This window comes from Micromonospora sp. NPDC051227, from assembly GCF_044455385.1.
In the GTDB taxonomy this organism is placed as follows: Bacteria; Actinomycetota; Actinomycetes; order Mycobacteriales; family Micromonosporaceae; genus Micromonospora.
In genome coordinates this window covers 274240-295917 of the sequence record NZ_JBITET010000003.1, presented here as the reverse complement: position 1 = coordinate 295917, position 21678 = coordinate 274240, and the positions used below count along the sequence as shown (strand labels likewise).

The 21678-nt window shown below is 70.3% G+C and carries 16 protein-coding genes and 1 pseudogene; 10 read left to right on the top strand and 7 right to left on the bottom strand.

The window, feature by feature from the left end:
• Positions 1–23: 23 nt before the first annotated feature.
• Positions 24–1166 carry a polyprenyl synthetase family protein gene (locus ACIA47_RS09350; protein ID WP_396706792.1) on the bottom strand — a complete coding sequence of 381 codons (1143 nt, stop codon included), beginning with the start codon at positions 1164–1166 and terminating at the stop codon, positions 24–26.
• A gap of 65 nt (positions 1167–1231) precedes the next feature.
• Here ACIA47_RS09350 and ACIA47_RS09345 point away from each other — a divergent pair, with 65 nt between their 5' ends.
• The gene (locus ACIA47_RS09345) at positions 1232–2155 is read left to right on the top strand and encodes a phytoene/squalene synthase family protein (protein WP_203121971.1); all 924 of its coding nucleotides are present in this window, start codon (positions 1232–1234) and stop codon (positions 2153–2155) included.
• Positions 2152–3477, top strand: a complete 1326-nt coding sequence (locus ACIA47_RS09340; protein WP_396706790.1) for a cryptochrome/photolyase family protein — start codon at positions 2152–2154, stop codon at positions 3475–3477. Before ACIA47_RS09345 ends, ACIA47_RS09340 begins: the two co-directional genes overlap by 4 nt.
• On the opposite strand, the gene ACIA47_RS09335 is transcribed toward ACIA47_RS09340, so the two are convergent.
• On the bottom strand, positions 3478–4554 hold the full coding sequence (locus ACIA47_RS09335; protein ID WP_396706788.1) for a serine hydrolase domain-containing protein: 1077 nt from the start codon (positions 4552–4554) through the stop codon (positions 3478–3480).
• Positions 4555–4634: 80 nt separating this feature from the next.
• Between ACIA47_RS09335 and ACIA47_RS09330 the strand changes: the two genes are divergently transcribed.
• The 7 genes from ACIA47_RS09330 to ACIA47_RS09300 all read left to right on the top strand — a co-directional run bounded on the left by ACIA47_RS09330 (position 4635) and on the right by ACIA47_RS09300 (position 16744).
• The gene (locus ACIA47_RS09330; RefSeq protein WP_396706786.1) at positions 4635–6122 is read left to right on the top strand and encodes a dihydrolipoyl dehydrogenase family protein; all 1488 of its coding nucleotides are present in this window, start codon (positions 4635–4637) and stop codon (positions 6120–6122) included.
• A 338-nt stretch (positions 6123–6460) separates the two neighbouring features.
• Complete coding sequence (locus ACIA47_RS09325; RefSeq protein WP_112677526.1) at positions 6461–7465, top strand: LacI family DNA-binding transcriptional regulator; 1005 nt, start codon at positions 6461–6463, stop codon at positions 7463–7465.
• Between the two features lie 333 nt (positions 7466–7798).
• Positions 7799–9178, top strand: coding sequence for an ABC transporter substrate-binding protein (locus ACIA47_RS09320; protein WP_396706783.1), 1380 nt, complete (start codon positions 7799–7801; stop codon positions 9176–9178).
• An 86-nt stretch (positions 9179–9264) separates the two neighbouring features.
• Positions 9265–10221, top strand: a complete 957-nt coding sequence (locus ACIA47_RS09315; RefSeq protein WP_396706782.1) for a carbohydrate ABC transporter permease — start codon at positions 9265–9267, stop codon at positions 10219–10221.
• Positions 10222–10232: 11 nt separating this feature from the next.
• Positions 10233–11120 carry a carbohydrate ABC transporter permease gene (locus ACIA47_RS09310; protein ID WP_396706780.1) on the top strand — a complete coding sequence of 296 codons (888 nt, stop codon included), beginning with the start codon at positions 10233–10235 and terminating at the stop codon, positions 11118–11120.
• 139 nt (positions 11121–11259) lie between these two features.
• Positions 11260–12879, top strand: a complete 1620-nt coding sequence (locus tag ACIA47_RS09305; protein ID WP_396706778.1) for a glycoside hydrolase family 13 protein — start codon at positions 11260–11262, stop codon at positions 12877–12879.
• A gap of 169 nt (positions 12880–13048) precedes the next feature.
• Entirely contained in the window at positions 13049–16744 is a 3696-nt protein-coding gene (locus ACIA47_RS09300; RefSeq protein ID WP_396706776.1) for a discoidin domain-containing protein, read from the top strand.
• A gap of 1 nt (position 16745) precedes the next feature.
• Here ACIA47_RS09300 and ACIA47_RS09295 read toward each other — a convergent pair whose 3' ends face one another.
• Positions 16746–17546 (bottom strand): crotonase/enoyl-CoA hydratase family protein, encoded by an 801-nt coding sequence (locus tag ACIA47_RS09295; protein WP_396706774.1) that lies wholly within the window; start codon positions 17544–17546, stop codon positions 16746–16748.
• A gap of 186 nt (positions 17547–17732) precedes the next feature.
• Here ACIA47_RS09295 and ACIA47_RS09290 point away from each other — a divergent pair, with 186 nt between their 5' ends.
• Positions 17733–18587, top strand: coding sequence for a Rieske 2Fe-2S domain-containing protein (locus ACIA47_RS09290; protein ID WP_203121959.1), 855 nt, complete (start codon positions 17733–17735; stop codon positions 18585–18587).
• A gap of 678 nt (positions 18588–19265) precedes the next feature.
• Here ACIA47_RS09290 and ACIA47_RS09285 read toward each other — a convergent pair.
• From ACIA47_RS09285 to ACIA47_RS09270, 4 genes and pseudogenes are all read right to left on the bottom strand, one after another.
• Positions 19266–20309 (bottom strand): annotated as a pseudogene (locus tag ACIA47_RS09285) (LysM peptidoglycan-binding domain-containing protein); the annotation flags it as partial.
• Positions 20310–20323: 14 nt separating this feature from the next.
• Positions 20324–20773, bottom strand: a complete 450-nt coding sequence (locus tag ACIA47_RS09280) for a pilus assembly protein TadG-related protein (RefSeq protein WP_396706772.1) — start codon at positions 20771–20773, stop codon at positions 20324–20326.
• Complete coding sequence (locus ACIA47_RS09275) at positions 20770–21237, bottom strand: TadE/TadG family type IV pilus assembly protein (protein ID WP_203122213.1); 468 nt, start codon at positions 21235–21237, stop codon at positions 20770–20772. The genes ACIA47_RS09280 and ACIA47_RS09275 overlap by 4 nt, the downstream gene beginning before the upstream one ends.
• Positions 21234–21677 carry a TadE family protein gene (locus tag ACIA47_RS09270; RefSeq protein ID WP_203122216.1) on the bottom strand — a complete coding sequence of 148 codons (444 nt, stop codon included), beginning with the start codon at positions 21675–21677 and terminating at the stop codon, positions 21234–21236. The genes ACIA47_RS09275 and ACIA47_RS09270 overlap by 4 nt, the downstream gene beginning before the upstream one ends.
• Position 21678 lies beyond the last annotated feature (1 nt).

Below are 21678 nucleotides of genomic sequence, written 5' to 3'. Positions count from 1 at the left end.
CACCTCCTTGCTCAAGTCGCTCATCAGGCCCGCCGGTTGGCAGCGGCGGTGGCCAGACCGGTCAACCCGGTCCGCGCCGTCTGGTCCACGGGTGCGGCGTCGAGCGCGGCCAGCGCGTCGCTGACCCGCTCGGCGATCATCTGCTCCACCCGGGTCACCGCGCCGGTCTCGACGACCAGCTCGGCGAGCGTGTCGACCGATCCGTCGGAGGCCCGCTCCAACGCCGCGAGCTGGGCCGGCGTGGCCAGCTCACGGGCCAGCATGAGCAGCGTGGTCGGCTTGCCGGTGCGGAGGTCGTCCCCGGCCGGCTTGCCGGTGGCCGCCGGGTCGCCGTAGACGCCGAGCAGGTCGTCGCGGAGCTGGAACGCTTCGCCGACAGCCAGGCCATAGCGGGTGTATGCGGAGACCAGTGGGTCGTCGGCGGGCACCCCGGCCAGGCAGGCACCGAAGAGCAGCGGTCGCTGGACGGTGTAGCTGGCGGTCTTGTAGCGGGCCACCCGTAGTGCCCGGTCGACCGACCAGCTGGCCGGGTCGTTCTCGCCGAGCACGTCCAGATACTGCCCGGCGACCGTCTCGACCCGCATCTGGTCGTAACAGCGGCGCACCTCGAAGAGGCGCGTCGACGGCACCGAGGCGTGGGCCAGCAGTTGGTCGGCCCAGACCATGCAGAGGTCGCCGATGAGCACGGCGACGGCCTCACCGAACCGGCCGGGATCACCTCGGTAACCGGCGGCGACGTGCTGTTCGGCGAGCGCGACGTGCGCGGTGGGCCGGCCGCGGCGGGTGGTGGACGCGTCCATCACGTCGTCGTGCACCAGCGCGAAGGTGTGCAGCAGTTCCAGCGCGGCCAGCGCGGGCAGCACGGGTGGCAGCGCCGCGGTGCCTCCGACGGCCCCGCGCCACCCCCAGTAGGCGAACGTGGACCGGATCCGCTTGCCGCCGGTGAGGACGATTTCCCGCGCGGTGGCGGCGAAGGCGCCCATCGATGGGTCGATGTCGTTGAGGGTTTCGACCTCGTCGGTGAGGAAAGTGGACAGGGTCTGGTCAACCGCCGTGACCAATTCGTGGGTGTACGCGGCCAGAACGGCGCGGACCGGATCGTCCCCGTCACCCGGCCCTGTCGGCGCCACGCGGGTCACGTTGCCCGTAACTGCGTCGTTGGCCATGCGGCTGAGCGTACCCTAGGCTACGAGTTGCGTCGATTGGTGCGTCGATAAATGGAGGAGGGCCGGTGGAAACCGATCTCACCGCTGCCTATGACCAATGTCGTGAGCTGCACAAACGCCACGGCCGCACCTACTATCTCGCCACCCGCCTGCTCCCCGCTTGGAAACGACGACATGTGCACGCCCTCTACGGGTTCACGCGGTACGCGGACGAGATCGTCGACCGCACCGAGGACCTGCCGCCGGCCGAGCGAGCTGCCCTGCTGGACCGCTGGGCCAGCCAGTTCGTGGCCGGTCTGCACGGCGCGCCGGTCGACGACCCACTGTTGCCGGCCGTGCTGCACACCATCGCCGTCTTCGATCTGGACCGGGACGACTTTGCGTCGTTTCTGAAGAGCATGGCGATGGACCTGACCGTCACCGCGTACCCGACCTACGACCACCTGCTCGACTACATGGAGGGCTCGGCGGCGGTCATCGGCACGATGATGCTGCCGATCCTGGGCAGCTCCGACCCGGCGGCGGCCCGGGAGCCGGCCCGGCAGCTCGGCTTCGCCTTTCAGCTCACCAACTTCATCCGGGACGTCGCCGAGGACCTCGACCGGGGCCGCACCTATCTGCCGGACGAGGACATGACGAAGTTCGGGGTCACCCGCGAGGAGTTGGCCGAGGCCCGCGCCCGGGGCCGCGTCACCCCTCGGATCCGCGAGTTGATCGAGTACGAGGTGACCCGCGCCCAGGCCCACTACGCCGCAGCCGCGCCGGGCATCACCATGCTGGCGCCCGCCTCGCAGGCGTGCATGCGCACCGCGTACGCCCTCTACGGCGGCATCCTCGACGAGGTGGCCGCGCAGGACTACGACGTCTTCGTCCGGCGGGCCGTGGTGCCGCAGCGGCGACGGATGGCGGTGGCCGCGCGGGCACTGCTCAGCTCGACCGGTACGCCGGTCGTCATCCCCGGGCCGACGATCGAGCCGGAGAGCCGGTGACCGCGAGCACGGCGATCGTGCTCCTCACCCGCGACCTGCGGGTGCACGACCACCCGGCGCTGGCCACCACCTGTGCGGCCTTCGACCAGGTGGTGCCGCTGTACGTGCTCGACCCGGCGCTGGCCGACCTCTCCGCCAACCGCACCCGCTTCCTGCACCAGGCCCTCGCCGACCTGCGCGACCAACTCCGTGAGCGTGGTGGCGACCTGGTGGTCCGGCACGGCGACCCGGTGGCCGAGACGATCCGGCTGGCCGACGAGGTCGGGGCAGCCGCCGTCGCGCTCTCGGCCGACGTCAGCCACTACGCCGGCCGCCGGGAGCGGCGACTACGCGCCGAGTGCGAGCGGCACCGGTTGCACCTGCGACTGTTTCCCGGGTTGACAGTGGTCGAGCCGGGCGCGTTGCGGCCCGGTGGCGGCGGCGACCACTACCGGGTGTTCAGCCCGTACCACCGGGCCTGGGCCGCCAACCGGTGGCGCGAGGAGTTGGCCGCGCCGCGCCGGATCGCGCTGCCCGACGGGGTGAGTGTGGGCCGGCTACCGGCGCTGCCGCCCGGTGACTCGCCGGAAGCGGCCATCGGCGGCGAGCGGATCGCCCAGGCGCGGCTCGCCGACTGGCTGCCCGACCTGACCCGGTACGGCGATCAGCACGACGACATGGCCGGCGACGACACCTCCCGGCTCAGCCCGTACCTGCGCTTCGGCTGCGTGTCGCCGCTGGCGGTGGCGAACCGCGCCGGCGACCGACCCGGCCCGTTCGTCCGGCAGCTCTGCTGGCGGGACTTCTACTACCAGGTCACCGCCGCCTTCCCGGAGATCTCGACAGCGGCGTACCGGCGGGGTGCCACCGAGCAGTGGCGCTACGACGACGACGCGTTGGCGGCCTGGACCGAGGGGCGCACCGGGACGCCGATCGTCGACGCCGGAATGCGGCAGATGCTGGCACAGGGCTGGATGCACAACCGGGCCCGGCTGATCACCGCCGGCTACCTGACCAAGCACCTCGGGCAGGACTGGCGGTCCGGGGTGGCGGTGTTCTTCCGCTGGCTGCTCGACGGGGACGTGGCGAACAACTCCGGCAACTGGCAGTGGGTCGCCGGCACCGGCAACGACACGAAGCCCTACCGGGGGTTCAACCCGGTCCGGCAGGCCGAACGGTACGACCCGGCCGGCGACTACGTGCGCCGGTGGGTTCCGGAGCTGGCGACAGTGCAGGGCAAGGCCATCCACCAACCGTGGCGGCTGCCCGAGGCCCTGCGCCAGACGCTCAACTACCCGCCGCCCCTCTCGGTACCGGGCACCGACCCCGTCTGGCTGCGCTGATCAGAGCACCGAGTGCAACGCCTCGACCAGCTCGTCCACCCGGTCGTGCTCGGCGAGGTGCGCCGTGGCGTACGCGAAGGCGTAGCCGCGCTCGGGGTCGGCCCACGCGCTGCTGCCGCCGATGCCGCCCATGCCCCAGCTGCCATCCGGCTCCCGTTGCATGCCCAGCGTCCACTGGACCGGGCGGTCCAGCACCAGGTCGGGCCCGTCGTACTGGACCCCGGTCGCCTCCGCGACCAGGTCCGGGCTGACCAGCCGGACGCCGTCCAGGACACCACCGGCCAGCAGACCGGCGTAGAGCCGGGCCAGGCTGGACGCGGTGGCGTGCAGGTTGACGGCGGGCATCTCGGCGCCCCGCCACAGTGGGCTGTTCAGCACGGCCAGGTCCAGCCCGCCGGCCGGGTTGCCCATCGCGCGCGCCCGCAGCGAGCCCGGCTCGCCGAGCTTCCGACTCGGCCACTGCGGGTCGCCGTAGCGCAGGTCTGCGCAGCGCAACTGGTCCGCCTCGGTCAACCCAAAGCCGAGGTCGAGCTGCCACCGGTCGGCGATCTCTTCGGCCAGGAACCGACCCACCGACCGTCCGTCGACGCGGCGGACCAGCTCGCCCACCAGATGCCCGTACGTCCAGGCGTGTTCCCCGGCGACCGAGCCCGGCGACCACTCGGGGTCGGCGGCGGCCAGGTCGCCGGTGAGCAGCGCCCAGTCGGCGACCGCGGTGGCCGGCCGGGGCACCGGGAAAGCGGGAAGCCCGGCGGTGTGCGACAACACCTGACGCACGGTGGCGGAAGTGCGGAACTCCGGCCAGTACCGGTCCACCGGCGCGTCGAGATCGACCTTGTCCCGGTCGACGAGCATCAGCAGGCAGAGCGCGGCCACCGGCTTGCCGACCGAGTAGACGTTGACCAGCGTGTCCGGCCCCCACGGCTCACCGCCCGGCCCGTCACCGGTCCGGGAGCCGCCGACCAGGTCGACGACCGGCTGCCCGTCGTACCAGATGGTCAGGGCTGCGCCGGTTTCCCGGCCGGAGGTGAGCAGGTCGTGGAAGCAGTCCCGGACCGGAGCGAAGCGTGCGTGCATCCGGCCACGGTAAGCGTCCGGGCCGGTGCGCGTGCCGACTTTTCCGCCGACCCCGGTGGTTGGGGTGGTGTCGCTGAGGGATGCTGTTCGGTGTGGCGGAGCCGGAGCTGGTGGATGTGGTCGTGGTCGGGCTCGGGGTTGGCGGCGAGGAGGTGGCTGAGCGACTTGCCGAGGCCGGCCTGAACGTCGTCGGCGTCGAACGGGATCTCGTCGGCGGGGAGTGCCCGTACTGGGGCTGCATCCCGAGCAAGATGATGATCAGAGCGGCCAACGCTCTCGCCGAGGCTCGCCGGGTCGACGGGCTCGCCGGGACGGCGCAGGTCCAACCGGACTGGACGCCGGTGGCCAAGCGGATCCGCGAGGAAGCCACCGACACCTGGGACGACACGGTCGCTGCCGAGCGGTTCGTCGGCAAGGGTGGCCGACTCGTGCGGGGCAGCGGCCGGCTCGACGGCCCGCGCCGGGTCCGCGTCGGTGACCAGGTGTTCGAGGCCCGACACGGGGTGGTGCTGGGCACCGGCACCCGTCCGTCGGTACCGCCGATCGACGGCCTCGCCGACACGCCGTTCTGGACCAACCACCAGGCGATCGAGGTCGAGGAGCTGCCGGAGTCGCTGCTCGTGCTGGGTGGCGGCGCGATCGGCCTGGAGTTGGCGCAGGTCTTCGCCCGCTTCGGGGTCCGGGTCACAGTGGTCGAGGCGCTCGACCGGGTGCTGGCCATCGAGGAACCCGAGGCGTCCGAGGTCGCCGCCACGGCGCTGCGCGCCGACGGCGTGGAGATCCACACCGGGGTACGCGCCGAACGGGTTGAACACGACGGGGCCAGGTTCACACTGCGCGGTGACGGCGGCGCGGAGTTCACCGCCGACCGGCTGCTGGTGGTGACCGGGCGCAAGGCTCACCTCGCCGAGCTGGGCCTGGACACGATCGGCCTGGACGCCAGCCAGCGTTACCTTCCGGTCGACGACCGTCTGCACGTCACCGACCACGTCTGGGCGGTCGGCGACATCACCGGCGAGGGCGCCTTCACGCACATCGCCATGTACCAGGCGGGGATCGTGATCGCCGACGTCCTGGCCCGCGCTCGGCAGGCGAAGGCGGGGGCGGACGCGAGCGGCACCTCCAGCGTGGTCGGCGGAGCGATGGGCGCGTCCAGCTCGCTGGCCGCCAGCGGATCGAGCGGATCGGCCGGCACTGTCCCGCGAGCCGACTACCGCGCGCTGCCCCGGGTGACCTTCACCGATCCCGAGATCGGCGCGGTCGGGCTGACCGAGCAGCAGGCCCGCGAACGCGGCATCAACGTGCAGGTGGGTTTCACCAAACTCGCCAGCTCGACCCGCGGCTGGATCCACCGGGTCGGCGACGACGGTTTCATCAAGCTCGTGGCGGACGCCGACCAGGGCGTGCTGATCGGCGCGACCTCGGCCGGCCCGGCCGGCGGCGAAGTGCTGTCCGCGCTGGTGGTGGCGGTGCACGCGGCGGTGCCGCTGAGTCAGCTCCGGCACATGATCTACGCGTACCCGACCTTCCACCGGGCCATCGAAACCGCCCTACGCGACCTGTCCTGACCCCAGCCCCACCCAAGGGCCCTCGCGATGCCCCGCGCCTGGCGATGCCCCGCGCGCGGCGGCTGGGCATGATCCACTCGCGTTTCAGGAAGTCGGGGTATCCGGGGCATCGCAACCCCGCGATATCACTGAAACCGAGTCGATCATGGCCGTCTCCGCTCGTGTGGCCGGACGAGAGTGCTCGTGTGACCGGGCGCCGGCAAGGGCGGACTCGGCGTTTGGTGTGCGGATCGTGAAGGTCGGAATGGTCGACCGTGGGAAGAATGCGGCAGGCGACCAGCAAACGACGGGCAGATTGCTGTTCATTTCTTTCATTCAGGTGACGTACGATTGCGACCGTGACCAAGCGGTTGACTGAAGTTGCCAAGAAGGCGGGCGTCAGCGAGGCCACCGTCAGCCGGGTGCTCAACGGCCGCGACGGGGTCTCCGAGGCGACCCGCACCGCCGTGCTGACAGCGCTGGACGTGCTCGGTTACGAGCGGCCGACCAAGCTGCGCGGCGAACGCGCCCGGCTGGTCGGGCTGGTGCTGCCCGAGTTGCAGAACCCGATCTTCCCGGCGCTGGCCGAGGTGGTCACCGGCACTCTCGCCCAGCGCGGCTACACCCCGGCGCTCTGTGCCCGGACCATCGGCGGGGTCTCCGAGATGGACTACGTGGAGATGCTCCTCGACCACCAGGTCTCCGGAGTGATCTTCGCCGGTGGCTCGTACGCGCTCGCCGACGCCCGACACGACCACTACCGTCGGCTGACCGACCGGGGGCTTCCGGTCGTGCTGGTCAACGCCGGTGTGGACGAGCTGGGTTTCCCCCGGGTCTCCACTGACGATGCGGTGGCGGTGGAGCAGGCGTACGGCCATCTGCGCTCGCTCGGGCACGAACGGATCGGCATGGTGCTCGGCCCGGAGGGGCATGTGCCGTCGCGGCGCAAGCTCGACGCGATGGTCCAGGCTGCCGGCTGGGACGAGGGTGACGCCGAGTGCGTCGAGCGTTCCAGCTTCTCGATGGAGGGGGCGCGGGTCGCCGCGACGAAGTTGGTTGAGCGGGGCGTGACCGGCATCATCTGCGCCAGCGACGTGCTCGCACTGGGCACGATCCGGGCGGCCCGACGGCTGGGCCGTTCAGTGCCGGCCGACGTGTCGGTGGTGGGTTTCGACGACTCTGCCTTCATGACGTGCACCGATCCGCCCTTGACCACGGTGCGGCAGCCGATCGAGACGATGGGGCAGGCCGCCGTGGATCTGCTGGTCACCCAGATCGAGGGTGCCGGCGTCCTTCAGGACGAGTTGCTGTTCGAGCCGGAGTTGGTCGTGCGGGGTTCCACCGCGCCCGCCCCCGGCCGCTAGGCACCACACCGAACGACGCTTCGGCCGTCGACCGCCTCTCGCGGTCGGCGGCCGTTTTCGTCGTTGCTCGCCCCGGTCGGCATTGACCGCACCGAATGACTGGCCATAAGGGATCAAGAGCCGGCAAACCGGACCACTTTCAGTGCATTGCCAACATCTGTCGTAATCACGTCGTGTCCTTTCGGAGCAGGGTCGATACCTTGCCGAAATGAGTCGGCCTCGCTACAGTGACTCCACTCACACCTGGCTCCGACGCAGCTACTGGGCGTCAGGTCGTATCACCGCAGATCAGCGAAGGTCATTGGAGACACCCGTTCCCGAAGGGATGGACAGATGTCCGTACCGCAATACCGAAAGGCTGCGGCGGTTGCGCTCGTGGCCGGCCTGGGGCTCAGCCTCACGGCATGCTCCACGAAGAGCGACGACAAGGGCTCGAACGCCAGCGGCAAGGTCACCATCACGGTCGACTGCCAGCCGGTCGGCGCCCAGAAAGAGCTGCTGCAGAACTGGAACGACGACGTCGCCGAGTTCCAGAAGCAGAACCCGGACATCATCATCAAGAGCGTCAGCGTCGGCGAGCAGTGCAACAACCCGCCGGACTTCACCGCCCGCCTCGCCGGCGGCACCGTGACCGACGTCTTCTACGGGTACATGACCGATCTCCAGCAGGTGCTCGACTCCGGTCAGGCGATGGACATCAGTCAGCACGTCAACAAGGACGCGATCCCGACCTGGGACAGCGTCGACCCGGTGCTCAAGGAGGTCTTCACCGACGGCGGCAAGCTCTACGCCGTTCCGGTGAAGAACTACTCGATGGGCCTGGTCTACAACAAGGCCCTGTTCCAGCAGGCCGGGCTGGACGTGAACAACCCGCCCAAGACCTGGGCCGAGGTCCGGGCCGCCGCCAAGAAGATCTCCGCGCTCGGCAACGGCATCGCCGGCTACTCGGAGTACAGCGCCGGCAACACCGGCGGCTGGCACTTCACCTCCCTGCTCTACTCACAGGGCGGCCGGGTGCTGACCGAGGACGGCAAGAAGGCCGACTTCAACAACCCCATGGGCAAGCAGGTCCTGCAGAACCTCAAGGACATGCGGTACGGCGACAACAGCATGGGCGCCCGCCAGCTGCTCCAGTGGGGCGACCTGCTGACGAACGCCGGCGCCGGCAAGGTCGGCATGTTCATCGGCGCGCCGGACGCCACCCAGGCGATCGTCAGCCAGTTCCAGGGCAAGTTCCAGGACTGGGCGATGGCCCCGCTGCCCGGCCAGGACGGCGCGGCGAAGGGGACGCTCGGTGGTGGCGAGGGCTACTTCTTCAAGAAGGACCTCACTCCCGAGCAGGTCAAGGCCGGTCTGAAGTGGATCGCGTACCAGAAGCTCACCCCGGGCAAGGGCCAGTTCGACTACGTCCGGGCCAAGCCGCAGAACTACCCGGTGGGTCTGCCCCAGCCGCTGCTCTTCGCCAACGGCAGCGACGCGCAGAAGCAGGAACTGGAGCTGCGGAAGGCGAACGCGAACGTCGACACCGCGAACTTCGCGCTCTTCGAGGCCACCCCGGTCCCGATCAAGGGTGAGCCGCGCAACGCCCAGGCCGTCTACGCGGTGCTCGACGCCGCGATGTCAGGTGTGCTGACCAACCCGAACTCGAACATCGACGCACTGCTCAAGACCGCCGAGGAGAAGGTCAACCAGCTCCTCGCCGCCGAGAGCTGACCGATCGTGTGGGGGTCGGGACGCCGACCCGACCCCCACGCCACTCGCACCACATCTCGACGTCACCGACTCACTCAGGAGTTGCCTTGGCGATCACCACCGTCCCGGAGACCCCCAGGAAACCGGGCCGCCCGCCGTCGCCGTACTCGGCGAGGCCACAGCGCACCAGCCTCGGCCGCAAGGTACGGGACAACCTCACCGGTCACGCGTTCCTGATCGGGGCGGTGCTCTGCTTCGTCGTCTTCTCCTGGTACCCGATGGTCCGCGGCATCATCATGAGCTTCCAGCGGACCCGGCGTGGCGAGACCACCTGGGTGGGTTGGGACAACTACTCCCGCATCATCGCCGACCCCAGCTTCTGGACGGCCTGGCAGAACACGTTCTACTTCACCGTCCTCGCGCTGGCCCTCGGCTACGTGGTGCCGTTCTTCGTGGCGATCCTGCTCAACGAGTTCCGCCACGCCAAGGGATACCTGCGGATCCTGGTCTACCTGCCGGTGATGCTGCCGCCGGCCTCGGCGCTGTTCCTCTTCAAGTTCTACGCGTACGACCCGAGCGAGGCCGGGCTCTTCAACGCGATCCTCAAGGCACTGCACCTGCCCACCTCGCAGTGGATGCAGTCGCCCGAGATGACGATGCCGGCCATGGTGCTCGCGTCGACCTGGATGAACATGGGCGGCGCGGTGCTGATCTACCTGGCGTCGTTGCAGAACATCCCCGGCGAGCTCTACGAGGCGGCGGAGCTCGACGGCGCCGGGATCTGGCGGCGGATCCGTCACGTGACGATCCCGCAGACCCGGTTGATCCTCGCGCTCCTGGCGATGTTGCAGATCGTCGCCACCATGCAGCTCTTCATCGAGCCCCTGATCCTCGCCAACGGCGCGGGCGCGGAGGACTCGGCGACCTCGGTGGCGTACCTCATCTACCAGCACGGGTTCTTCCAGAACGACCTCAACGGCGCCGCCGCCCTGGGCGTGATCATGCTCGTGGTGCTGGCCGGCTTCTCCGCCGTGTACGTGCGGCTGACTGCGAAACAGGACTAGGACGGCGAGGAATGGCACAGGATTCCGGAACCCGGACCCTCATCTCCCAATCCCAGCTCAGCCGGGGGCGCGGCCGGGTCATCTACTGGACGCTGCTGGCCGTGGTCGTGGCGGGGTTCACGCTCGTCTTCCTCGGACCGCTCTACTGGATGGTCACCGGCGCGCTCAAATCCGGCCAGGAGATCGCCCAGACCCCACCGTCGCTGTTCCCGAAGGACCCGCAGCCGCAGAACTACATCGACGCGTGGAACAACCTGGCCCTCGCCAAGCTGCTCTTCAACACCTTCTACTACGCGATCGGCGCGGTGCTGTTCCAACTCGTCTTCGACAGCGCCGCGGCGTACTCGCTGTCCAAACTTCGACCGATCTTCGGCAACACGATCCTCGCCCTGATGCTGGGGACCCTGATGATCCCGGCGATGGTCCTCATCGTTCCGCAGTACGTGACGGTGCTCGACCTGCCGATCCTGCACATCAACCTGCTCGACTCACCGTTCGCGATCTGGCTGCCGATGGTCGCGAACGCGTTCAACATCTTCCTGTTGAAGCGGTTCTTCGACTCGATTCCCGAGGAGCTGATGGCGGCCGCCCTCATGGACGGGGCGTCCTCACTGCGCACGCTCTGGTCGATCATCCTGCCGCTGTCGCGCCCCATCCTCGGCGTCGTCTCGATCTTCGCCGTGACGGCGGTCTGGAAGGACTTCCTCTGGCCGAAGCTGGTCATGCCGTCGCCCGAGACCCGGACGGTCAGCGTCGGCATCTACACCTTCGCGGGCGGCACACCGATGAACGTGGTGATCGCCGCGTCGGTCATCGCCGCGATCCCCACTGTCATCATCTTCCTGATCTTCCAGCGGAACATCATGTCCGGTCTGACCACGGGCAGCATCAAGGGATAGCGACCACCGGTCCTCCCGCGCGGCGAACAACGACCGTTCGCCCGACACATAACCAGGTCCGGCGAACCCGCCGACGTACTGACGCAGAAAGCAGGTGCTCGTGTCCACAGCTGACAGAAGTCCGTGGTGGCGTGGAGCCGTGATCTACCAGGTGTATCCCCGGAGCTTCGCCGACGGTAACGGCGACGGCATCGGTGACATCGCCGGCATCCGGTCCCGGCTGAACCACCTGTCCGCGCTCGGCGTCGACGCGATCTGGTTCAGCCCCTGGTACCCGTCCCCGATGGCCGACGCCGGCTACGACGTCTCCGACTACCGCGACATCGACCCGGTCTTCGGCACCCTGGCCGAGGTCGAGGCGCTGATCGCGGAGGCGCACGCGCTGGGCATCCGGGCCATCGTCGACGTGGTGCCCAACCACTGCTCCGACGCGCACCCCTGGTTCCAGGCCGCGCTCGCCGGCGGACCCGGCGCGCCCGAACGGGACCTCTTCTGGTTCCGACCCGGTCGGGGTCCCAACGGCGACGAACGACCCACCGACTGGGTCGGCGAGTTCGGCGGCGAGACCTGGACCCGCACCACCAACCCGGACGGCACCCCGGGCGACTGGTACCTGCACCTGTTCGCCCCCCAGCAGCCCGACTTCAACTGGGACCACCCCCGGGTGCGGGAGGAGTTCGAGGACATCCTGCGGTTCTGGTTCGACCGGGGCGTTGACGGCATCCGGATCGACTCGGCCGGGCTCCTGGTCAAGGACGGGACGCTGCCCGAGGTCTGCGAGGACCAGCCGCACCCGTTCCACGACCTCGACGGGGTGCACGAGATCTACCGGGGCTGGCGTCGGGTCGCCGACGAGTACGCCGACCGTGCGCTGATCGGTGAGGTGTGGCTGCCGGACCGGCAGCGGTTCGCCAACTACCTGCGCCCGGATGAACTGCACGCCGCGTTCAACTTCGACTTCCTCGGCTGCGCCTGGGACGCCGCGGCGCTGCGGGAAAGCATCGACGGGACGCTGAGCGCGCACGCGCCGGTCAACGCGCCGGCCACCTGGGTGCTCTCGAACCACGACGTCACCCGGCACGTCACCCGCTACGGTCGCGCGGACACGCGGTTCAGCTTCGCCGCCAAACGCGAGGGCACCCCCACCGATCTGGAGTTGGGCACCCGCCGGGCCCGCGCCGCCGCGCTGCTCTCGCTGTCGCTGCCCGGTGCCGCCTACGTCTACCAGGGCGAGGAGCTGGGCCTCTACGAGGTCGAGGACATCCCGTACGCGATGCGGCAGGACCCCATGTGGGAGCGGTCCGGCCGGATCGACCCCGGTCGGGACGGCTGCCGCGTACCGCTGCCGTGGGCCGGGGACGAGCCGCCGTTCGAGTTCAGCCCCGAGGGTGCTGCGGCGCCCTGGCTGCCGCAGCCGGCCGACTGGAAGGACCGGACGGCCAGCGCGCAGACCGGCGACTCGGCCTCGATGCTGGAGCTGTACCGGGCGGCGATCCAGGCCCGAAAGGCCGACCCGGCGCTCGGTGACGGTGAGCTGACCTGGTTGCCCGCCCCGGACGGGGTGCTGGCGTTCAGCCGCGGTGGCGGCTTCACCTGCCTGGTCAACCTGTCCGCCGCGCCGGTGCCGATGCCAGCTCAGGGGGAGTTGCTGCTGGCCAGCGGGCCGCTCGACGACGGGTTGCTGCCGTCCGACACCGCGGTCTGGCTGCGTACCGCCGAATCCACCGACGGGCCGCGCGCGGCGGACGGCCCGGCCTGACCTGACTCTGCTCGCCGTGGTGCCGGCGGCCCGTCCCGGCCGCCGCCACCACACCACCAGGAAGGGAGAACGCACCGGCCCCCACCTGTCGCGGATCGACGGGCGTACCCCTGCACCCGTCGCCGGGCAACGCACCCACACCCACCCCCGAAAGAGGTGTAGCGACCCCATGTCCAGGACCGGCACCAGACGAGGCACGCCGCCAACCGGCGCGCCCACCACCGTCCCCCGCACCGCCCGAACCGGCCACCGACGGCTCCTCGCCGGCGCGCTCGCCGGGATGCTCCTCGCCACCGCCCCGGTCGTCACCCCAATGGCGAGCGCGGCACCGGCGGCCGACCCGTCCACGGCCGCCGCCCGGGTGGCCATGCTGGCCGGGCTCTCCGCCACCATGACCGCCAGCAGCTACAACCAGAACTACGTGGCGGGCAACGCCAACGACGGCAACGCGTCGACCTACTGGGAGAGCGCCAACAACGCGTTCCCGCAGTGGATCCAGGCGGACCTGGGCGCCACTGTCAGCGTGGACCGGCTGGTGCTCAAGCTGCCGCCCGCGTCGGACTGGCAGACCCGTACCCAGACGTTGTCGGTGTTGGGCTCGACCAACGGCTCGTCCTTCACCACCCTGAAGGCGTCCGCCGGCTACACCTTCAACCCGAGCAGCGGCAACACCGCGACCGTCAGCTTCACCGCCGCCAGCACCCGCTACGTACGCGTGCAGGTCACCGGCAACACCGGTTGGCCGGCCGCGCAGCTGTCCGAGGTCGAGGTGTACGGCGCCACCGGCAGCACCGACACCCAGGCGCCCAGCGTGCCGGGCAACCTGGCCTACACCCAGCCGGTCAGCGGGCAGATCCGGCTCGCCTGGTCGGCGTCCACCGACAACGTCGGGGTGACCGGCTACGACGTCTACGCCAACGGCGCGCTGCGTGGCAGCGTCAACGGTTCGACGCTCACGTACACCGACAGCCAGCCGACCAGTGCCACTGTGTCGTACTACGTCCGGGCCAAGGACGCGGCCGGCAACCAGTCGGCGAACAGCAACACCGTGACCCGCACCGGCACCGGCAACCCGCCGACCGGTTCCAACCTGGCTGTCGGCAAGCCGATCACCGCCTCCGGGTTCGTGCACACGTTCGTGGCCACCAACGCCAACGACAACAACGTGGCCACCTACTGGGAGGGCAACGGCAACCCGAGCACGTTGACAGTGCAGCTCGGCGCGAACGCCAGCCTCAGCCAGGTCGTCGTGAAGCTCAACCCGGACTCGGCGTGGGGCACCCGTACCCAGAACATCACGGTGCTCGGCCGGGACCAGGGCTCGTCGAGCTTCACCACGCTGGTCGGCGCGGCGAACTACAGCTTCAACCCGGGCAGCGGCAATACGGTGACCATCCCGGTCACCGGCGCGGCGGCCGACATACGGCTCTCGATCGCCTCGAACACCGGCGCTCCGGCCGGTCAGGTGGCCGAGTTCCAGGTCTTCGGCACCCCGGCCCCGAACCCGGACCTGACCGTGACCGGCATGTCGTTCAGCCCGTCCGCACCGGTGGAGACCAGCACCATCACGCTCTCCGCGACGGTGCGTAACGCGGGCTCGGCGGCCTCCGGCGCGACCAACGTCAACTTCTACCTGGGCTCCACCCGGGTGGGCACGGCCTCGGTCGGCGGTCTCGCGGCCGGTGCCTCGACCACTGTCAGCGCCAGCATCGGCACCCGGGACTCGGGCAGCTACCCGCTCAGCGCCAAGGTCGACGAGTCGAACACCGTCGTCGAGCAGGACGACACCAACAACAGCTACACCAACCCCAGCCCGTTGGTCGTCGCCGCGGTCGCCAGCTCCGACCTGGTCGCCTCGGCGGTCGCCTGGTCGCCGGGCAACCCTTCGGCGGGCAACACGGTGACCTTCTCCGTGTCCATCCGCAACGCCGGCAACCAGGCTTCCGCCTCCGGTGCGCACGGCATCACCCTGACCGTGCTCAACGAGTCCGGCACCGTGGTCCGTACCCTGACCGGCTCGCACTCCGGCGTGATCAACGCCGGTGCCACGGTCGGCCCGATCAGCCTGGGCACCTGGACCGCCGCGAACGGCAAGTACACCGTCCGGGTGGTGCTCGCCGTGGACGGCAACGAGCTGCCGGTGAAGCAGGCGAACAACACGAGTGACCGGCCGCTCTTCGTCGGTCGCGGTGCCAACATGCCGTACGACATGTACGAGGCTGAGGACGGCGTGATCGGCGGCGGCGCCGCCGTCGTCGGACCGAACCGGGAGGTCGGCGACCTGGCCGGCGAGGCGTCCGGTCGGCGGGCGGTGACCCTCAACTCGAACGGCAGCTACGTCGAGTTCACCACTCGGGCCAGCACCAACACGCTGGTCACCCGCTTCTCCATCCCGGACGCCCTCGGCGGTGGCGGGATCAACTCGACGCTGAACGTCTACGTCAACGGCACGTTCCACAAGGCCATCGATCTGACGTCCCGGTACGCCTGGCTGTACGGCAACGAGACCAGCCCGGGCAACTCGCCGAGCGCTGGCGGTCCGCGGCACATCTACGACGAAGCCAACGTCATGCTCAACTCCACAGTTCCGGCCGGCAGCAAGATCCGCCTTCAGAAGGACCCGGCCAACACCACCACGTACGCCATCGACTTCGTCAACACGGAGCAGGTGGCTCCGATCGCCAACCCGGACCCGGCGCGCTACACCACGCCGACCGGCTTCACCCACCAGGACGTGCAGAACGCCCTGGACCGGGTGCGGATGGACACCACCGGCACCCTGATCGGGGTGTACCTGCCGGCCGGTAACTACTCCACCTCGTCGAAGTTCCAGGTGTACGGCAAGGCGGTCCAGGTGACCGGCGCCGGCCCCTGGTACACCCGGTTCAACGCGCCGTCGGGCCAGGACAACACCGACATCGGCTTCCGGGCCGAGAACTCGGCGGCCAACTCGTCGTTCAAGAACTTCGCGTACTTCGGCAACTACACCTCGCGGATCGACGGCCCGGGCAAGGTGTTCGACTTCTCCAACGTGTCGAACATCGTGATCGACAACATCTGGAACGAGCACATGGTGTGCCTCTACTGGGGCGCGAACACCGACTACATGACGATCAAGAACTCCCGGATCCGGAACATGTTCGCCGACGGCATCAACATGACCAACGGGAGCACCAACAACCTGGTCAGCAACAACGACGCCCGGGCCACCGGCGACGACAGCTTCGCGCTGTTCTCGGCGATCGACGCGGGCGGCGCCGACATGAAGGACAACATCTACGAGAACCTGACCTCGACCCTGACCTGGCGGGCCGCCGGTGTCGCCGTGTACGGCGGCTACGGCAACACGTTCCGCAACATCTACATCGCGGACACCCTGGTCTACTCGGGCATCACCATCAGCTCGCTCGACTTCGGCTATCCGATGAACGGCTTCGGTGCCAGCCCGCCCACCCGGTTCGAGAACATCTCGATCGTGCGGGCCGGTGGGCATTTCTGGGGCTCACAAACCTTCCCGGCGATCTGGGTCTTCTCCGCCTCGAAGGTGTTCCAGGGCATCCGGGTCAGCGACGTCGACATCATCGATCCGACCTACAGCGGCATCATGTTCCAGACCAACTACGTCGGCGGGCAGCCGCAGAACCCGATCACCGACACGGTCTTCACGAACATCTTCATCAGCGGTGCCCGTAAGAGCGGGGACGCCTACGACGCGAAGTCCGGCTTCGCCATCTGGGCGAACCCGATGCCGGAGGCCGGGCAGGGGCCGGCCGTCGGGTCGGTCACCTTCAACAACCTCCGGTTGAGCAACAACGCGGTGGACATCCAGAACCCCACGACAACCTTCACCATCAACCGCAACTGAGCTAGCCGGTAGCCGACGCCGCCGGGGGGCGTACCCCTCCCGGCGGCGTCGCGCCGTGTCGGCCCTCGCCCGCGGCGAACCGGGCCGCGCCGGCCGCCGCGTCCGTGGCCAGCGATTCCATCCCGTACGCCAACTCGGTCGCCAGCGCCTCCGGCTCTCCTCGCCCCGCGCCGGCCAGCAGCGCCGCCCGGTCGTTGCGCAGGCAGGTCTGCGGATGCCGGGCGATCGCCGCCGCCAACTCCTCGGCCGCGGCCCGCGCCTGGCCGGGTGGCACCAACCGATTGACCAACCCCATCGTGTACGCCTCGTCGGCCGCCACCGGGCGGCCGGTGAGGATCAGGTCCATGGCCCGACTCTCGCCGACCAACCGGGGCAGCCGGACGGTGCCACCGTCGATCAGAGGCACTCCCCAGCGGCGGCAGAACACCCCGAAGGTCGCGTCGGACTCGGCGACCCGCAGGTCACACCAGAGCGCCAGTTCGAGCCCGCCCGCCACCGCGTAACCGGAGATCGCCGCGATCACCGGTTTGCTGAGCGTCATCCGGGTCGGACCCATCGGGCCGTCCCCCTCCGGCTCGACCCGGTTGCCGCTCGGTGTGCCGATCGCCTTGAGGTCGGCGCCGGCGCAGAACGTGCCACCGGCGCCCCAGAGCACGGCCACCGACGCGTCCGGATCGGCGTCGAAGGCCCGAAACGCGTCCGCCAACGCTCGCGCTGTCGGCCCGTCCACAGCGTTCCGAGCCGCCGGCCGATCCAGCACAACGGTGCTGACCGCCCCGCGCCGTTCCACCCGCACACCCATCAGGCCAGCATGCCCGCCCCGCCGCACCCCCACAATCCCCGTCGATCTTGCACTTCCGGTTGGCGTTATGCGGCTTGTGCCCCGGATCCTCGGAGCAGGAACTGCAAGATCGGCGGCGTCGGGCGGTGCGGCAGGTTTGTCGCCGCCGACCGGTTTGCGACGGCGATCGCCGGGAAGTCGGTACTCGTGCGAGCACTTTTGACGAAAGTTGAGCAGGACTCCCGGCTGGACCGCGCGGGTGACCGGTTGCAGAAGGTCGTCCTGGGGACGCTGCGTCCACGCCGGCTGCGCGACCTGCTGCACGGGGTGACCCTCGGGCATCCGCTGCACCCGGCGATGGTGCAGGTGCCGGTCGGCGCGTGGATCAGCGCCGCGGTGCTGGACCTCATGCCCGGGCAGCGCCGGCCCGCCACCGTGCTGGTCGGTCTGGGCACCGTCAGCGCGCTGCCAGCAGCGGTCGCCGGTCTGAACGACTGGGCGGCACTCGCCCGGGACCAGCGCAGGGTCGGCCTGGTGCACGCCGCCGCCAACACCGTCGGCATGACGCTCTACGCCGGCTCGTTGGCCGCCCGGCTGTCCGGCCGCCACGGCATGGGTCGCGCCCTCGGCTTCCTCGGGCTCTCCACCGTGAGCCTTGGCGCGTACATCGGGGGTCACCTGGCCTACAAGCAGGGGGCGCAGGTCAACCAGAGCATCTCCGAGCTGCACCGGATGACCGATGGTTGGCACTCGCTGGCCGACATGGCCACGCTGCCGCAACGCACCCTGATCACCCGAGAGGTGGACGACAACATCTCGGTCATCCTCTACCGGCACGGTGACGAGGTGACCGTGATGTTGGAGCGCTGCCCGCACCAGAGCGGGCCGCTCGGCGAGGGTGAGGTGCGGGAGATCGACGGCCACGCCTGCGTGGTCTGCCCGTGGCACGGCAGCGCCTTCCGGCTCAACGGTGGTGAGGTCGTGCAGGGGCCGTCTGGCAACGACCAGCAGATTCTGCCCACCCGGATCCAGAACGGCGTGCTCCAGACCCGCCTGCCCTGACCGGCCTGTCCTACCGGCCCGCGCGGTGGCCACCCGAGTCGCTGGTCCAGCATGCGGTGGCCGAGTCGCCGGCCTGGCACCCGGCACGACCCTGCTGAGTTCTGCGGAGCCTCCACAGGGCGGCGGAGACAACAGGTAGTGCGGGCCCGCTCAGGTGCGTCGGTGTCGGCCGACCGGCGGACCGTCGGGCACGGAGTCCAGGCCGTGCCCGCCGTCGAACAGCCCGCCCTCGCCACCAGCACCGGCCCAGCCGTCGTCAGCACTCCAGCTCCCAGGGCCGGCGGTCCCCATTCCGCCGCCCGGGGGTGCCGTGCCGCCGGAGAGAGCCATCGCGCTGCCCGGGAACGTCGTACTGCCGGGGAAAGCCATTCCGCTGCCGGCGGGTGCCGCGCCACTGCCCGTAGGTGCCATCCCGCTGCCCCTAGGTGCAGCCCGGCTACCGGTAGGTGCCGCGCCACTGCCGGTGGATGTCATTCCGTCGCCGCGAGGTGCGAAGTCGTTCCCGCCCGGTGCCGCGCCGCCCGGTGTCGCGGGAGCTTCGATGGCCGCAGCGGCCCGGCTGGCAGCCCAGGCGGCACCGCTCCCGGCCGCCCCGCCACTGCCCCGCCGGCCCGCGCCACCGCTGCTTCGGCCCGCGCCGCCCCGGGATGTGCGGGAGGACGCCGCCAGTCGGGGAGCCGCCCCGGCAGTGGCTGGACGGCGGCGCAGCCCCAGGACTGCGCCGATCTGGGCGCCGACGATGCTCGCCACCGCCAGTACGGCGGAGACCGCCAGCGGACGGTTCACCCCATCGGCGGCACCGGCCCGGGCCGCACCGACCGTCATCGCTGGTGGTTGGCCCGTTGACTCCGTACCGCTGGGTGGTGCCGGGGCCACCCGCGGCGGTGCGGCCCGCTCGGGCGCCGGCCGGGGCGCGGACGGCTTCGGCGCTGCGGGCCGGTCGACGAGCCGACCGGTGGCGTGCCGCCGGGTCCCCTGGTCGGAGGCCTCGGTGGGCAGTCGGAGCAGTTGGCCGGGGCGGATCCGGTCCGGGTCGTCGAGCTTGTTCAGCTTGGCGAGCTGTCGGTAGTCCCCGAACTCGTCCAGGTACCGCTCGGCCACCTCACCGAGGTAGTCGCCCCGCGCCACCCGGTACACCGGCGCGGCCTCGTCGTTCGCCGCCGAGGCACCCGGTGCGGCCGGCACCGTGCCGGCCATGCCGAGCAGCCCGCCCCGGGCCACCGGTGCGGCCGTGTCCGGTGTCGTCGCGGCGCGGGTCGGCGCGGCCACTGTGGTGATGGCCGTTGCGCTCGGACTCGCGTACACCGGAGTTCCGTAGACCGCCGCGGCGCTGGCGGCGGCCGGGCTGGCGACCAGGATCAGCGCGACCGAGCCGACCAGCGCGGCGGCGGCCTTCTGCTGGCGGCCCATCCCGGGCAGCTTCGGCGCCGGCCGGCGCAGGGCCTGTGCGCCCAACTCGACGAGGACGGAGAAGGCGAACGTGGCCCAGCCGATCCAACCGGCCACGGCCAACGCCCGCAGGAAGAGCTGACCGTCGTCCCGGCTGGTCAGCGCGGTCCCCACCTCGCTGATCGTGGGGAGGTGATCGGGCAGTGGGTTACCGGCGAAGGCGAGCAGCGCGATCGGCGCGCCGGCCAGCAGCACCAGGAGCACGGCCAGCGCGCCGATGCCGGTGAGGATCCGTCCGGTCCGTCGTACGACGGACCCACCCGATACGGGCATGGCTGCCTTCCTTCCTACGGTGTTGCGGTGATGGCACGCGCGGTCGCCTCGCCGGTGACGGTGACCGTCTTCTCCTGGACGAACGGTCCGACCATCGAGCGGTGGTAGGTGATGGAGACGGTCACCCGGATCAGGGTTTCCCCGTCGACCTCGGGGAAGTTCACGGTGTGGCCGGCGGCGTCCACGGCGTCCAGGTAGTTGGCGACCGCATCGCGCGCCTCCGGCTCGTTGATCCGCTTCGGCCCGCCCTCGATGGCGGTGGCCCGGTCGATGGCCTGACCGCCGGCCCGGGCCGCCTCGGCGGCGAGGTTCTGGGCGCGTTGCAGGGTGCGGAGCTGCCCGGCGGCGTCGAAGGAGAGGCCGATGATGGCCAGTACGCCGACCATCGTCACCGCGAGGAAGATGCTCACCCGGCCCTGCTCACCTGCGCGCGAGGGCCGGGCAGCCGACGTGGTGGCCGTCATTGCCGACTCCGGTAACGGTCGAGTGGGGAGGTGAACTGCGCGGAGATCAGCCGTTCGCTCTCCATCCCGGGCAGGATGCCCAGGGTAATGTCCTTGAAGGACACCAGGCAGCTGATCGTCACCGTCACCGTGGCGTTCGTACCGACCGAGCTGCTGAAGGCTTCGTCGAAGCTGGACTCATTGCCGGGCGACGAGCCGGTGAACGCCGGGTCCAGGTCGTTGGCACAGACCAGGCCGTGCCAGTCCAACTGCTTCTGGGCTGCCTCCAGTGCCTTCTCCCGGGCGGTGTCGGAATCCCGGGAGATCGAGGCGGCACGCGCCGCGTCGTGCGCGGCCGCGTCGAGCGCCTCCGCGGCGACCGCGCTGCGCCCGACCACACCTGCCAGCACCATCAGCGCGATGAACGCGGGCGCGAGCACCGCCACCTCGATGGAGACCGAGCCCCGCTCGGCGGTACGGGTCATGGCGGGGTCACCCTCTCCACCGTTCCGTGGGCGGTCTGCCGTACCGCGAAGTCCACGCCCGGCACCACCGACAGGGACCGACCGCTCACCGTGCAGGTCACGTCGGTAGTGGTTGTCACGCAGGTCGGACCGGCCTTGTCCCAGCCCACCAGCCAACCGCCGGCGGCCTTGAGGAAGCGGGAGGCGCTGTCCACCCCGGCGCCGTCGCGCGCCTGGTACGTCCGCTGCGCGTTGACGCCACTCTGCGCAGCGTGCAACGCGGTGGAGCGGGCGAGGAAGACGGCCGCGATCTGGATCGAGGCGAAGAGCAGCACCAGGATCAGCGGCATCACCACGGCCAGTTCCACCGGGTTGGCACCCCGGTCGCGGTCGCCGGTCGCGAGGTGGCACCGGGCGGCGGTGACCGCTCGGCTCCACCTCGGGTACGCGGCTCGACGCATC

Excerpts from the sequence above, each read along its gene's own strand:
- ACIA47_RS09300 (WP_396706776.1), top strand. The coding sequence starts at position 13,049 with ATGTCCAGGACCGGCACCAGACGAGGCACGCCGCCAACCGGCGCGCCC.
- ACIA47_RS09275 (WP_203122213.1), bottom strand. The coding sequence starts at position 21,237 with ATGACCCGTACCGCCGAGCGGGGCTCGGTCTCCATCGAGGTGGCGGTG.
- ACIA47_RS09350 (WP_396706792.1), bottom strand. The coding sequence starts at position 1,166 with ATGGCCAACGACGCAGTTACGGGCAACGTGACCCGCGTGGCGCCGACA.
- ACIA47_RS09330 (WP_396706786.1), top strand. The coding sequence starts at position 4,635 with ATGCTGTTCGGTGTGGCGGAGCCGGAGCTGGTGGATGTGGTCGTGGTC.
- ACIA47_RS09320 (WP_396706783.1), top strand. The coding sequence starts at position 7,799 with ATGTCCGTACCGCAATACCGAAAGGCTGCGGCGGTTGCGCTCGTGGCC.
- ACIA47_RS09310 (WP_396706780.1), top strand. The coding sequence starts at position 10,233 with ATGGCACAGGATTCCGGAACCCGGACCCTCATCTCCCAATCCCAGCTC.
- ACIA47_RS09335 (WP_396706788.1), bottom strand. The coding sequence starts at position 4,554 with ATGCACGCACGCTTCGCTCCGGTCCGGGACTGCTTCCACGACCTGCTC.
- ACIA47_RS09295 (WP_396706774.1), bottom strand. The coding sequence starts at position 17,546 with ATGGGTGTGCGGGTGGAACGGCGCGGGGCGGTCAGCACCGTTGTGCTG.
- ACIA47_RS09280 (WP_396706772.1), bottom strand. The coding sequence starts at position 20,773 with ATGACGGCCACCACGTCGGCTGCCCGGCCCTCGCGCGCAGGTGAGCAG.
- ACIA47_RS09270 (WP_203122216.1), bottom strand. The coding sequence starts at position 21,677 with ATGCGTCGAGCCGCGTACCCGAGGTGGAGCCGAGCGGTCACCGCCGCC.